Genomic DNA, 14432 nt, shown 5'->3' on the forward strand with positions numbered 1-14432 from the left:
TGTATTTAGGCAAATTAACAATAAAAAACCGCACACAGTGAACTAACCTGTGTACGGTCTTGAACCCTGATTAAATCACAAGGATTAAATTACTTACGTAAACCTAGTTTTTCGATAAGTGCACGGTAAGCATCTGGGTTACGACCTTTTAAGTAGTCTAATAACTTACGACGACGGCTAACCATACGTAATAAACCACGGCGAGAGTGGAAGTCTTTGCTATGTGTTTTAAAGTGAATAGTTAGCTCATTAATACGAGCAGTTAATAAAGCAATTTGCACCTCTGGTGAACCTGTATCGCCAGGTGTACGTGCAAATTGACCAACGATTTCTGCTTTCTTGATGTCTGCTACTGACATAATTTTTCCTTTATAACGTGCGTTAGTCATGGAATAATACTAACGTGATTTAAATAATTGTCTATCAAAAAATCTTTAAAAACTTATGATAAACTACCTATAGCATTCCTTAATAAATGCAGTTGCTCATTATAGCTGAGTTTTTCTCTAAAAACAAAGTTTTCTTTTATTTTGTACAAAAAATGCCTTATTTATTCCGCCCTATAGCTATTTTTAGCCTAGTTATTCTATCCGCTTGTACAACTTATCGGGATATTCCTAGTAATAGCCCTGCTGAAGTTGTATATGCTAAGATGGGAAAACCAACTCATGAATGTACCATTGATACCAATACCACTCGCCTTATTTGGTCTCAACAACCAAGGGGGCAGTACGTATACTCAGCCAATTTATCCCGACAAACAGGAACAATTGATCGTGTTGAATCTGTTCTTAATTTAGCCCATTTTCGTCAATTAGATAAAGGGATTTGGTCTGCACAAGATGTGCAATGTACCTTTGGTCCTCCTGCTGAAATTGGACGTACTGGTCTAGGTGAAAAAAACGAAGTAGTATGGACTTATCGTTACAAAGAAGCTAATTATTGGAACAATGTGATGTATATCTACTTAGGCAAAGATGGTCAGCAAGTTACCCATTATCATTCAGGACCAGATCCTGATTATGAACGTGTTTTTTGGTTATTTTACTAATCCATTTTTATCTACCCATCGCTATATGCTGATATGATTTACATTCAAATATAAAGGCACTCTACTTTAATAATATATTAAAATGATAGCAAGATACTAAAGTAAATAATGCTATCATTACATATAAAAAGAGCCTAGTTCTTTCATTAACTAGGCTCTTATCATCAATAAAATAACTTTTAATCCACGTTATCCTTCAGATTCCTCTTGAGAAATTTTATGTCGATTATCAACTAATTTTCTTGCTCGTTTCCATCGTACAAAAAAGACAACCCAACCCGATAAAGAATAAATAACAAAGAGCAAGAAAAGAACAATAGGGGGATCTAAAGCCACAATAGCAAAAGTTAGGATAAGCGTTAATAGTAACCATACGGGTGGTCTTTTAGCAGTATCCCCTTCTTTACGCTTAATTAATGATTTCCCACTAAAAAATGGTGCTGTTGAAATCATGGTTAAACCAGCATAAACAGTTAATACAAAAGCAATCCATAACATAGAATCTGTCGTTGGAATACGATTTTCTGCACTTAACCATACAAAACCACTTAATAAGGCTGCGGCAGAAGGACTTGGCAACCCTTGAAAGAAACGACTATCTACAATAGCAATATTCGTATTAAAACGTGCTAACCGTAATGCTGCTCCTGCAACATAGATAAAGGTGGCAATCAATCCTAGTCGTCCCAAATTATCAAGTGCAAAAGAATACATGACCAACGCAGGCGCAACACCAAAAGAAACCATATCCGCCATTGAGTCATATTGCTCACCAAAAGCAGATTGCGTATTAGTAAGGCGAGCAACACGACCGTCCATACCATCTAATAGCATAGCAACAAAAATGGCGGTTGCTGCAGACTCAAAACGATCATTCATTGCCAACATAATAGCAAAAACACCTGCAAATAAATTACCTGTTGTAAAAGCATTTGGCAACAAATAAAAACCACGGTGCAACTTTTGAGGACTCATAAATGCTTTCCTTTCTATCAAGCATATTTTATAAATAACGCTACATTTTACTCTTTTTAGCTAGTTTATGGTTTCTTTCATCAACAGTCATCGTATATTCTATTCATTTTGGTATTCTTAAACTTAAGATATAATGATATAAACCGAAAAGCTTTCCTTTATTCTTAAAAGAATATGAATTTTATTTAACGTTAAAACACCTAAGATGCAATTTTAAAAACCTTACAAAAATAGTACGATATTTAAGGCTAATCTACTTTAGCCCTTCATTTAATGAGTTTACACATACAGCCACCCAAAGGCGGCTGACTGTTCTAACATTAATAACATATTAACTTTATCAACACACGTATAACTATAAGTTATACGACATAAAAGTTATATTTAAATAACTTCACTCTCCGATCTTAAAAATCCACCTACCGTTTTACTTCATCTACCTCATTATCAAAAATAAATATTTAGCACTATAATGGTAGATATTCTCAATTCACTTTTACCATAAATAACTGTACAAGCACAATATTGCCTTAAAAATTTCATACTAACAAAAGCATTTGAAAAAATAAGCATGAAACATTTTGGATTTTATGACTTAAAAGGCAAAGATGCTACTGATATGTGGTTACGAGGTGTTCCACTTAAACAAATTCAAGTTTTAGGTGGGCACGAAAGCATTAAAACGACAGAAATTTATGTTAAATCAAGGTGGATTGGCACTGCCAAATACCAAAAAGAAAGGGTAAGCACCACCACTTACCCTATTTTTACATTTATAGTAGACACTGTCTAATATTATTCTCTTTAGCAATAAAAAAATCAACTACCTAAAAGTAATAAGTAGTTGATTTTTAACAAAATCTTTGGCTGCCCAGACTGGGATCGAACCAGTGACCAACGGATTAACAGTCCGCTGCTCTACCGCTGAGCTACTAGGCAACGTTAGAAATAAAATTATGCCAAATCTATAAAAATAGATCAAGTATTTTACGATAAATAACGATAAAGTTGTTTTTATACTACAAATTAATAATAAATACCCTAATCATTCTTCTTAAATAAAAGAGATATAAAAAAGCGAGTACTGACTCCATACTCGCTTTTTAAAAATCAAAGACTATATCAATATGCTATTAATAGCTATAAGCCTTATAAGAGAGAATATTAAACTAAACCCTCTCGCGCTGCTTTTTTACGTTCATTTTCTGTTAAGAAACGCTTACGTAAACGAATACTCTTCGGTGTTACTTCCACTAGTTCATCATCATCAATAAACTCAACCGCATATTCTAAGGTTAGTTTAATAGGTGGCACTAAACGAACAGCTTCATCCGTACCTGATGCACGGATATTCGTCAATTGTTTTCCTTTAATAGGATTAACCACCAAATCATTATCACGACTATGGATACCAATAATCATGCCCTCATATAAAGGTTCGCCCGGTGAAACAAACATACGACCACGGTCTTGGAGCTTCCATAAAGCATAGGCAACCGCATCACCATTATCCTGACTAATTAATACACCATTACGGCGTTCACCGATACTACCCTCACGCACAGGCGCATAATCATCAAAAATATGACTCATTAACCCTGTACCACGTGTCATTGACATAAAATCACTTGAGAAACCAATTAATCCACGCGCAGGAATACGGTATTCTAGGCGAGTACGACCACGACCATCTGATTGCATATCAAGTAACTCACCTTTACGGCGACCCAACTCTTCCATAACACCACCTTGATGTTCATCTTCAAGGTCAATTGTTAATAATTCCATTGGTTCACAGCGAACGCCATCAATTTCTTTATAAACAACACGAGGACGAGATACCGCTAATTCATATCCTTCACGGCGCATATTTTCTAAAAGAATGGTTAAATGTAATTCACCACGGCCATTTACTTCAAAAACCGTATCATCATCAGTATCATTAACACGCAAGGCAACGTTTGATTTTAATTCAAGATTTAAGCGATCACGGATTTGACGACTCGTCACGAACTTACCTTCACGTCCAGCTAAAGGAGAAGTATTCACCATAAAGTTCATCGTCAGCGTAGGTTCATCAATCTTTAACATTGGTAGAGCCTCTGGTGTATTAGGATCACAGATAGTACACCCAATACCAATCTCATCAATACCATTGATTAAAACAATATCGCCTGCCTCTGCTGAATCGACTAATTCACGCTCTAAACCTTTAAATTTGAGTACCTGATTAATACGACCTTTAATCGGATCACCCTCAGGGCCAAATTTAACCACCACATCTTGTCCAGGACGTACACGACCACGATTAATACGACCAACCCCAATTTTACCCACGTAACTACTATAATCTAAAGAGATAATTTGCAATTGCAAAGGAGCATCTGCATCATCATTACGTTGTGGAACATGTTTAAGGATGGTTTCAAACAAAGGTCGCATATCACCATCACGAACATCTTCTGTCAATCCTGCAAAACCATTTAAACCTGAAGCATAAACAACAGGGAAATCAAGTTGTTCCTCTGTTGCTCCCAATTTATCAAATAAATCAAACGTTGTATTTAATACATAATCAGGACGCGCCCCTGGACGATCAATTTTATTGACAACCACGATAGGTTTTAAGCCCAAAGCGAGTGCTTTTTTCGTCACAAAACGTGTTTGTGGCATAGGGCCTTCAACAGAATCCACTAATAATAATACGCCATCCACCATTGATAATACACGCTCTACCTCACCACCAAAGTCGGCGTGTCCCGGTGTATCAACAATATTAATATGCGTACCCTCATATTCAACCGCACAGTTTTTAGAGAGAATAGTAATGCCACGTTCTCTTTCAATATCATTTGAATCCATCACACGTTCAGCGATTTGTTGATTATCACGGAACGTCCCTGACTGACGAAGTAATTGGTCAACCAACGTTGTTTTACCATGGTCAACGTGAGCAATAATAGCTATGTTACGGAGCGCACGGCTCATAATATTTCCTTTTGACGTAATTTTTCTGGTAATAAATCCAGAGGAAGATCATGTAATGATAACAACTTACTCTGAGGGTTTTCAGTCTGTTGAAAATCCTCCAAACTCATTGCATCGCTTAATTTAAAAGGCCCTACTGATGTTCGGCGTAATGCAGTTAAATGCGCAAAACAACCTAAAGCACGACCAATATCCTGAGCAAGGGTACGAATATAAGTCCCTTTACTGCAAAACACTTCGAGCACAATTTCTTGTGCGGAGAAATGCGTAATCGTAATATTATAAATTTTTACTTTACGCGCCTCTCTTTCTAATTCTATTCCTTGTCGAGCATACTCATACAAGGGTTTTCCATCTCGTTTTAGGGCGGAATACATAGGAGGAATCTGTTCAATTTCACCTATAAATCGGGGTAAAACACACTTTAATGCCTCTTCCGTAATCCCTGTAAACTGTTCTGGGGCTTTCTGCACCACTGTACCCGTTAAATCACCCGAATCAGTTTCTGAGCCAAGGGATAAGGTCGCTCGATAACTTTTATCCACATTAAGCATAGCACCACAGATTTTAGTCGCTTTACCAAAACAGCAAATCAATAATCCTGTAGCAAAGGGATCTAATGTTCCTGTATGACCTGCTTTTTTAGCATCTAATGTGCGTCTAGCTCGTTGTAAGGCATGATTACTGGATAAACCCTCTGGTTTATCTAATAATAAAACACCATCTATCTCTTGACCTTTTCTTCTTGCCATCATGTATTCCTAAAGATATATAACGAGTATTTAACGAAATTGAGTATTAGCCTCTAATCTTAGGCGGTTCAAAATCAACCTCATTATTCTCTTCAGGAAAATCATCTGGACGATTAGCACGATCAATTAGTTTGGTCATTTCAATACCTCGTGCTAATTGATTATCATGATGAAAATGTAATGTCGGTACAGTATGGATATGTAAAAGTTTAAAAAGCAAAGAGTGTAGATAACCTGCTTTTTCATTTAATGCCGCTGTTGCTACTTCTGGTTCTGCTCCTAGTACCGTAAAATATACTTTAGCATGAGCATAATCAGGACTTAATTCCACTTCTGTTAATGTAATTAAGCCAGCACGCGTACCCAACTCACGTTGAATAAGTTGGGCTAAATCTTTTTGAATTTGCTCAGCAAGTCTAAGATTACGACTTGCTGGCGCTTTAGTTTTATGACGACTCATGTTTATAGTGTCCGTGCAATTTCACGAATTTCAAAGACTTCTAACTGGTCATTAATTTCAATATCATTTTGACCACGTAAAGTAATACCACAGTCAAAACCAGATTTGACCTCTTTAACATCATCTTTGAAGCGTTTAAGAGAATCTAACGCACCAGTCCAAATGACGACATTATTACGTAATTGGCGTACTTGAGAATCTCGGCGAACAACACCCTCTACCACCATACAACCAGCGACTTTACCGATACGAGAAATACTATATACTTCACGAATTTCAACCATACCAATAACTTCTTCTCGTTTTTCTGGAGCTAGCATACCAGATAAAGCACTCTTCACTTCATCAACAGCATCATAAATAATATTGTAGTAGCGGATATCAATACCATTATTTTCTGCAAGTTTTTTCGCATTTTGATCGGCTCGTACGTTAAAGCCAATAATCACCGCCTGAGAAGCAATTGCCAAATTGACATCACTTTCAGAAATACCCCCTACTGCCGCATGTACCACTTGGACGCGGACTTCATCTCCAGAAAGTTTAAGCAATGATTGCGATAATGCTTCCTGTGAACCTTGTACATCCGTTTTAATGATAAGTGATAAGGTTTTCGCCCCATCTGTTGCTGTACCATTAAGGATATTTTCCAGATTTTGTGCTTGTTGTCTTGCTAATTTCACATCACGGAATTTACCTTGACGGAATAAAGCAATTTCACGGGCTTTACGTTCATCTAGTAAGACCTGTACTTCATCACCAGCCGCAGGAACTTCTGTTAGACCTTGGATTTCTACAGGGTAAGATGGGCCAGCTGATTCAATAGTTTTTCCATGCTCATCTTGCATCGCACGAACACGACCAAACGTAGCACCCGCTAGTAGCGCATCACCACGTTTTAGCGTACCGCTTTGTACTAAAATCGTTGCTACTGGACCGCGACCTTTATCAAGACGTGCTTCAATTACAATGCCTTTTGCACTTGTTTCTACTGATGCTTTTAGTTCAAGAATTTCAGCTTGAAGTAAGACATTCTCTAATAAATCATCAATCCCTTGTCCTGTTTTAGCCGATACAGGAACAAATGGTACATCACCACCATACTCTTCAGGGACAACCTCTTCCGCAACTAACTCTTGTTTAACACGCTCTGGATTAGCTTCAGGCTTATCAATTTTATTGATAGCCACTACCAAAGGAACGCCTGCTGCTTTCGCATGATGAATCGCTTCTTTTGTCTGAGGCATAACACCATCATCAGCCGCTACTACCAGAATAACAATATCGGTTGCCTTAGCACCACGCACACGCATTGCCGTAAAGGCCTCATGTCCTGGTGTGTCTAAGAAAGTCACCATACCACCTTCTGTTTTCACACGATAAGCACCAATATGTTGGGTAATACCACCTGCTTCACCTGAAGCCACTTTGGCTCGGCGAATATAGTCTAGTAAAGAGGTTTTACCATGGTCAACGTGTCCCATTACGGTAACAACTGGCGCACGAGGAAGTGCTTCTACTTCACGTACTTCATCAGTATTTTCCAAGAATGCTTCTGGGTCATCTAATTTTGCTTGAACTGCTGTATGCCCAAAATCCTCTACCACAATCATAGCGGTATCTTGGTCAAGGACTTGGTTAATGGTAACCATTTGACCTAACATCATTAATTTCTTAATGACTTCTGTTGCCTTAACTGACATTTTATGGGCTAAGTCTGCCACAGAAATAGTTTCTGGCACATGAATTTCACGTGCAATAAACTCAACCACTTGTGGCTGACGTTGTTCTTGCTGTTGTTGTTTATTCTTCTGTTTATTACGATTACCACTTGCACGCCAACCGTCTTCGGTATCCTTGAGATTATTACCACGTTTGTCATTACCACTGGTACGTTTTGCATTACGTGCTGCACCATCATTCCAGTTTTTATCGTTGTCTGACGATTTTTTAGCTGAGGATTTATTATCTTTTTTCCCTTTACCTGACTTTTTAGGTGCTTCCGCTTCGACAGGCTCAGCTGCTTTTACTGGTTTTGCAGGTTTACGCAATAAATCACGAATAGCCGCCGCTTCACTTTCTGCTTTTTTACGTGCATTCTCACGATCTACGGCAGATACTTGTTTTGTTTGAGCTGGTTTTTGCTCTGATTTAACACCACCTGTTTTAGGCTTTTGTGCATCTTTTGACTGAACACGATTATCTTTATGTTCTGGTTTTGTGGCACGATGATCCTGTTTTTGCTTTTTATGATCCGCTCCTTTGGGTGCATTAGCCTTAGGTGCTGTTTCACTTGATTTAACAGGCACAGGTTTATTACTTTTTTCTGCTTCTGGTTTATTTGTCTCTGTCGGTTTAGCAGCCGTTTGATTAGCAGTATGATGAGATACATCAAGAGGTTTAGTTTCCTCTTTAGGTTTAACCTCTTCTTTAACTGACTCTTGAACAGCTTTTGGTGTTTCTTTTGGGGAAACCTCTGCTTGAACGACTTTAGGTGTATCCACAGAAGATGGGGTTTCTTTTTGTTCCACCTGTGATACCCCTTCAGATTTCACCACTTTATCATCAACGACAGGAGAGACTGGAGCAGTTGCAACAGTCGCTACTTTAGGAGGTTCTACTTTAGCAGAAGAAGAGACCGACACATTATCTGTTTTCGCCACGGTTTCTGTCTTGTTTTCTACCTTTTCAGGTGTTGCTTTTACTTGTGACATTGCTTTAAGTTCAGCACTCACAACACCCGGCGAAACAACAACACGTTTTTTACGGCGCTCTACTTGTACCTTAGAGCCATCCGCTTGACTAATTTCAGATACTTTTTTACGCGTTAGGGTAATTTTCTTTTTTCCCTTGTCCCCTTGCTCATGATTGAGCAATTTCAAAAGTTTTGCTTTATCTTCTTCCGTCACGACATCATCTGCTGATTTAATTGTAGATCCTGCTAAACGCAGTTGTTCTAGCAAATCATCAGTAGAACGTTTAATTTCTTCAGCAAACTGTGAAACAGTGATATTTGGCATTCGGTTCTCTTTCTAACAACTAAAATAAATTTAAATTAATAATCCTATTATTCAAACCAGTGTGCACGGGCATTAAGAATAATTTTTCCCGCTTCTTCTTCAGAAACAGCTAGGATTTCCATGACTTCATCGCTTGCTAACTCTGCAAGATCATCACGCGTTTTAATATCAGCTTGAACAAGTTTAGCAATTTTATCTGCATCTAAACCCTCAATATCTACTAAATCACGTGCACTCTCAACCGCTTCAGCACGAGCAATCTCTTCTGTCAATAAAGCCGCTCTTGCACGACTACGTAGCTCAGCAACTAACTCTGCATCAAATCCATCAATATCTAAAAGCTCATGTTCAGGGACAAAAGCAACCTCTTCTAAACCACTAAAGCCTTCTTCAATCAGGATAGAAGCAATCTCTTCGTCCACATCTAGTTTTTCTTCAAAAAGTTTTAAGAGTTTGGCATTTTCTTCTGCCTTACGACTCTTACTTTCTTCAGGTGTCATAATATTAATTTGCCACCCTGTTAATGCAGAAGCTAAGCGTACGTTTTGACCACGAGTACCAATTGCTTTCGCATGGTTTTCTTCATCAACGACTACATCCATTGTTTTCTTATCTTCTTCGACAACAATAGATACCACTTGTGCAGGTGCTAATGCTGCAATCACAAATTCAGCAGGATCATCAGCCCATAACACAATATCGACTTGCTCACCTGCTAATTCATTACGAACGGCACTTACGCGTGAGCCTCTCATACCCACACAAGTACCAATAGGGTCAATACGCTTATCATAAGCTACAACAGCAATCTTAGCACGAATACCGGGATCACGAGCAGCTGCTTTAATTTCTAATAAACCTTGTTCGATCTCAGGTACTTCATGTTCAAACAATTCTTTAATAAATTCGGGTGCTACACGAGAAAGTAATACCTGTTGCCCACGTAAAGCCTGATTTACTTCTTTAACCCAAGCACGAACACGATCACCTGATCGTAAATTTTCTTTAGGAATCATTTCTGAACGAGGTAAACGAGCCTCTACCTTACCAATTTCAACAATGGCATCGCCTTTATCCATTCGTTTAATTGTACCTGATACAATTGATTCATTGCGTTCAAGGAATTCTTTCAAAACTTGTTCACGTTCAGCTTCACGAATTCTTTGTAAAATCGCTTGCTTTGCTACTTGCGCACTAATACGGCCAAACTCTTCTAAATCAAGTTTTTTCTCTAGATACTCCCCTACTTTAATAGCAGGATTAACTTCTTGCGCATCTGATAAAAGCTCTTGACGTTCAGGCTCGGCTAAACCAGCCTCGTCTGGTACGACTAACCAACGTTGCACGCCTTTGTACTCGCCTGTCTGACGATTAATCGTTACTGAAATATCAGCATCTTCTTTAAAGCGTTTTTTAACTGCTGATGTTAAAGCCCCCTCTAAAGCGCTAAACACCACTTCTGCTGGTACATTTTTCTCATGTGCAAGTGCATCAACAAAATTAATGATATCACGACTCATTTTTTCTTACCTTTAAAATCCAAAACAGGGTCAAGCTTAGCTTTGTCTACATCTTCGTAAGCAAATTCAATCACTTGCACCTCATTCTTTTTAACATCAAACGTCAAGCAGAATAAGTGGCTCTGCTCATCTTTTATCTCTAAAGTCCCCGTAAATACTTTGCGATTATCAATAGGGGTGTGTAATTTAACTTCAACCCTTTCCCCTGCAAAGCGTTTAAAATCAGCTAGTGTTTTTAAAGGACGATCCACCCCCGGCGAACCAACTTCTAGGCGTTTGTAATCAATATTTTCTACTTCAAAAACGCGTGATAACAAACGAGAGACTTGCTCACAATCTTCGATATTCACGCCACCTTCTTTATCAATCGTAACGCGTAATAATCCAAGAGCAGCACGCTCTACATCGACTAGCTCCACATTTAAACCAGCGATAGCTTGTTGTGTTAATGTATATAAATCTGCCATAAAAAGTATAAAAAAAAATGGGCTTGGTAAGCCCATCATTTCCAAAGTGCTTCTGTTGCCTTTAATGATAAAGGTAACGAAATAATGAACTTATCTAGGAACAGCATCTACTGCAACATAATGAATAAGTTCGGCTCAAGATACCAACAGCACCTAGAGCAATCATTCTGTATAAGTTATTACACTACTTATACCACACAAATATTGTGTCTTAACTTTATAAGTATATAAGAGAAATTCTTAAAATTCAAGCACTAAAGCTAATTTATAAAAAATAATCGCTTATTTTACCAACAATATCCTATCTACAACCAATGAAATATCTAGGCGTTACTCAATAGGTCATAGATTACCGCTCTCCTATCTCACTGATGGATATTTTATTAGTCAATAAAAACCCTTATAGAATACACGCTATAAGGGTTTACTTGACACTATCGCCTTAATAATACTAGCAATTATTTAAAGGCTTTTGCTAATTTAGCCGCATATCCAATATAAGAACGAGGGGTCATATTTAGCAATCTATCTTTTGCCTCTTTAGGCAGGTCTAAGCCTTGGATAAACTCACGCAAAGCCTCTTCTGTAATTCCACGACCGCGTGTCAATGCTTTTAATTGCTCATACGGCTGAGGCAAACCATAACGGCGCATCACAGTTTGTACAGGCTCTGCCAATACTTCCCAGCAAGCATCAATATCCGCATCAATTGCCGCAGCATTTAACTCTAGCTTACCGAGTCCTTTGAGGTGTGAATCCCATGCAACTAAACAATAACCTAAAGCAACACCTAAATTACGTAATACCGTAGAATCTGTTAAGTCACGCTGCCAACGAGATACAGGTAATTTTTCTGATAAATGACGTAACACCGCATTTGCTAGGCCAATATTACCTTCTGAGTTTTCAAAATCAATTGGGTTTACTTTATGTGGCATCGTAGAAGAGCCTACTTCGCCATCCTTTAGTTTTTGTTTGAAATAACCTAAGGCAATATATCCCCAAATATCACGGTTTAAATCAAGTAAAATGGTGTTGGCTCGTGCAATCGCATCAAACAATGCCGCCATCCAATCATGAGGCTCAATCTGGATGGTATATTCATTTTGTTTTAAACCTAAAGATTTTAAGACGTTTTTGCTAAAGACCTGCCAATTAATCTCTGGATACGCACTTAAATGCGCATTGTAATTACCTGTTGCTCCATTTAATTTAGCTAAAGGCTCTACTGATTCAATTGCCTTAATCGCATTTTTTAAACGTGCTGCCACATTGGCAAATTCTTTACCCATCGTGCTAGGGCTTGCTGGCTGACCATGTGTGCGAGACAACAAAGGTTGATGAGCAAATTGCTTTGCATAAGCACTAAGCACATTTAAAATCTCTTTTAATCGAGGTACAACAACCTCATCACGAACGCGCGTCAACATCAACGCATGAGATGTATTATTAATATCTTCTGATGTACACGCAAAATGAATAAACTCTGCTGCTTTAGCTAAAGTTTTATCACTTGCTACTTTTTCTTTTAGAAAATACTCTACCGCTTTTACATCATGGTTTGTTGTTCGTTCAATTTCTTTGATACGCGCTGCATCTTCTTCAGAGAACTGACTAACGATTTTATTAAGCGCCTGTTTTGATTTCACACCAAACTTAGGTAGTTCTGGTAAACCTGCTTCTGATAAAGCCATCAACCATGCAATCTCAACTTCTACACGATGTGCCATAAAACCTGCTTCTGAAAGATAAGCACGCAAGTCATGACAGCGAGAGGCATAACGTCCATCTAAGGGAGATACTGCATTGAGTACGGTAAGTTCTTTTGCAATTTTCATAAGTTGTTTATTGATAAAAGTTTAATAAATGATTCCACCACCAAGGCAAACATCCCCTTGGTAAAGCACTGCCGATTGACCCGGCGTTACTGCCCACTGTGCTTCATTAAAAGCGAGCGATAAAGTATGTTGATCAGCCGATACTAAGCGACAAGCAGCATCTTGTTGTCGGTAACGAGTTTTGGCACCATACTCACCCAATTCAGGCGCATACCCAGCAATCCAGCTTACATCTTCTGCCGATAAAGTAGGTTTTAATAACCAAGGGTGATCATGTCCACTCACTACATATAGAATATTATTTTGAATATCTTTACGAGCCACATACCATGCATCAGCCGTTCCATCATCAGACTGATAGCCCTTAACCCCTCCAATACCTAGACCTTTACGCTGACCTAATGTATAAAAAGCTAAGCCTACGTGTTCACCAATCTGCTTACCTTCATCTGTCAGAATAGCCCCCGGTTTGGTCGATAAATAACGGTTTAAAAACTCACGGAATGGTCGCTCTCCAATAAAACAAATCCCTGTCGAATCTTTCTTACGTGCATTGGGCAAACCCAATTTTTCAGCAATCTTGCGTACTTCGGTTTTATGAATCTCACCCAATGGAAAAATCACTTTACTTAATTGAGCTTGATTTAAACGATGTAAAAAATAACTCTGATCTTTTGCAGGGTCTATCCCTTTTAGTAATTGATATTCTTTTTGACCATTTATATCAACAGCACGCACACGTGCATAATGCCCTGTCGCAATATAGTCAGCTCCTAGTGTCATAGCATGATCTAAAAAAGCTTTAAACTTGATTTCTGCATTACAAAGCACATCTGGGTTAGGCGTACGCCCTGCTGAATATTCACGCAAAAATTCAGCAAAAACACGGTCTTTATACTCTGCAGCAAAATTAACCGCTTCAATATCAATACCTAATACATCTGCCACGCTAGCAGCATCAATCCAATCTTGGCGTGAAGAACAATACTCAGAATCGTCATCATCTTCCCAATTTTTCATAAAAAGACCGACAACATCATAGCCTTGCTCTTTTAACAGCCACGCACTCACGGAGGAATCAACACCACCAGAGAGTCCAATTACAACACGAGGTTTTTTAACAATAGTATTCATACCCGCTATTTTAACGCTAAGCCTTGTTATTGAGTATTATTTTACCTATTTCATAAAAAGATTATTTGTGACTCTACGCTAATAATCCTATCTATGGATAGTTTCTTTAGGCGACAAAACAAAAGGGATAGTAGCTTATTTATGAAAAATAAACTTACTATCCACTTAATAACTCAGGCATATTTATTGATAATATAACTACCCTAGCTATAAATTATGAAGGATAA

12 protein-coding genes and 1 tRNA gene are annotated in these 14432 nt (G+C 38.2%); 2 read left to right on the forward strand and 11 right to left on the reverse strand.

Annotated elements, in window-relative coordinates:
• Positions 1–89: 89 nt before the first annotated feature.
• Positions 90–359 (reverse strand): 30S ribosomal protein S15, encoded by a 270-nt coding sequence (gene rpsO / locus F9B76_RS03645; protein WP_159990894.1) that lies wholly within the window; start codon positions 357–359, stop codon positions 90–92.
• Between the two features lie 116 nt (positions 360–475).
• On the opposite strand from rpsO, the gene F9B76_RS03650 reads away from it, so the two are divergent.
• Positions 476–1051: a hypothetical protein gene (locus tag F9B76_RS03650; protein ID WP_235914876.1), complete on the forward strand. Its 576-nt coding sequence runs from the start codon at positions 476–478 to the stop codon at positions 1049–1051.
• Positions 1052–1240: 189 nt separating this feature from the next.
• Here F9B76_RS03650 and pssA read toward each other — a convergent pair whose 3' ends face one another.
• Positions 1241–2026, reverse strand: coding sequence for a CDP-diacylglycerol--serine O-phosphatidyltransferase (gene pssA, locus F9B76_RS03655; protein ID WP_159990895.1), 786 nt, complete (start codon positions 2024–2026; stop codon positions 1241–1243).
• 571 nt (positions 2027–2597) lie between these two features.
• Between pssA and F9B76_RS03660 the strand changes: the two genes are divergently transcribed.
• Positions 2598–2819 carry a tyrosine-type recombinase/integrase gene (locus F9B76_RS03660; RefSeq protein WP_159990896.1) on the forward strand — a complete coding sequence of 74 codons (222 nt, stop codon included), beginning with the start codon at positions 2598–2600 and terminating at the stop codon, positions 2817–2819.
• Between the two features lie 71 nt (positions 2820–2890).
• On the opposite strand, the gene F9B76_RS03665 is transcribed toward F9B76_RS03660, so the two are convergent.
• From F9B76_RS03665 to mnmA, 9 genes are all read right to left on the reverse strand, one after another.
• Positions 2891–2965, reverse strand: a tRNA-Asn gene (locus F9B76_RS03665).
• Positions 2966–3190: 225 nt separating this feature from the next.
• The gene (typA, locus tag F9B76_RS03670) at positions 3191–5014 is read right to left on the reverse strand and encodes a translational GTPase TypA (protein WP_159990897.1); all 1824 of its coding nucleotides are present in this window, start codon (positions 5012–5014) and stop codon (positions 3191–3193) included.
• On the reverse strand, positions 5011–5766 hold the full coding sequence (gene truB / locus F9B76_RS03675; RefSeq protein WP_159992082.1) for a tRNA pseudouridine(55) synthase TruB: 756 nt from the start codon (positions 5764–5766) through the stop codon (positions 5011–5013). The genes typA and truB overlap by 4 nt, the downstream gene beginning before the upstream one ends.
• 46 nt (positions 5767–5812) lie before the next feature.
• Complete coding sequence (gene rbfA, locus F9B76_RS03680) at positions 5813–6226, reverse strand: 30S ribosome-binding factor RbfA (protein WP_159990898.1); 414 nt, start codon at positions 6224–6226, stop codon at positions 5813–5815.
• A 2-nt stretch (positions 6227–6228) separates the two neighbouring features.
• Positions 6229–9246 carry a translation initiation factor IF-2 gene (gene infB, locus F9B76_RS03685; protein WP_159990899.1) on the reverse strand — a complete coding sequence of 1006 codons (3018 nt, stop codon included), beginning with the start codon at positions 9244–9246 and terminating at the stop codon, positions 6229–6231.
• 47 nt (positions 9247–9293) lie between these two features.
• Positions 9294–10766: a transcription termination factor NusA gene (gene nusA, locus F9B76_RS03690; protein WP_159990900.1), complete on the reverse strand. Its 1473-nt coding sequence runs from the start codon at positions 10764–10766 to the stop codon at positions 9294–9296.
• Entirely contained in the window at positions 10763–11233 is a 471-nt protein-coding gene (gene rimP / locus F9B76_RS03695) for a ribosome maturation factor RimP (RefSeq protein WP_159990901.1), read from the reverse strand. Before rimP ends, nusA begins: the two co-directional genes overlap by 4 nt.
• Before the next feature lie 458 nt (positions 11234–11691).
• Positions 11692–13071 (reverse strand): adenylosuccinate lyase, encoded by a 1380-nt coding sequence (gene purB / locus F9B76_RS03700; protein ID WP_159990902.1) that lies wholly within the window; start codon positions 13069–13071, stop codon positions 11692–11694.
• A 21-nt stretch (positions 13072–13092) separates the two neighbouring features.
• Complete coding sequence (gene mnmA / locus F9B76_RS03705; RefSeq protein WP_159990903.1) at positions 13093–14205, reverse strand: tRNA 2-thiouridine(34) synthase MnmA; 1113 nt, start codon at positions 14203–14205, stop codon at positions 13093–13095.
• Positions 14206–14432: the final 227 nt, after the last annotated feature.

Source organism: Pelistega ratti, from assembly GCF_009833965.1.
GTDB classification, from domain to species: Bacteria; Pseudomonadota; Gammaproteobacteria; order Burkholderiales; family Burkholderiaceae_B; genus Taylorella; species Taylorella ratti.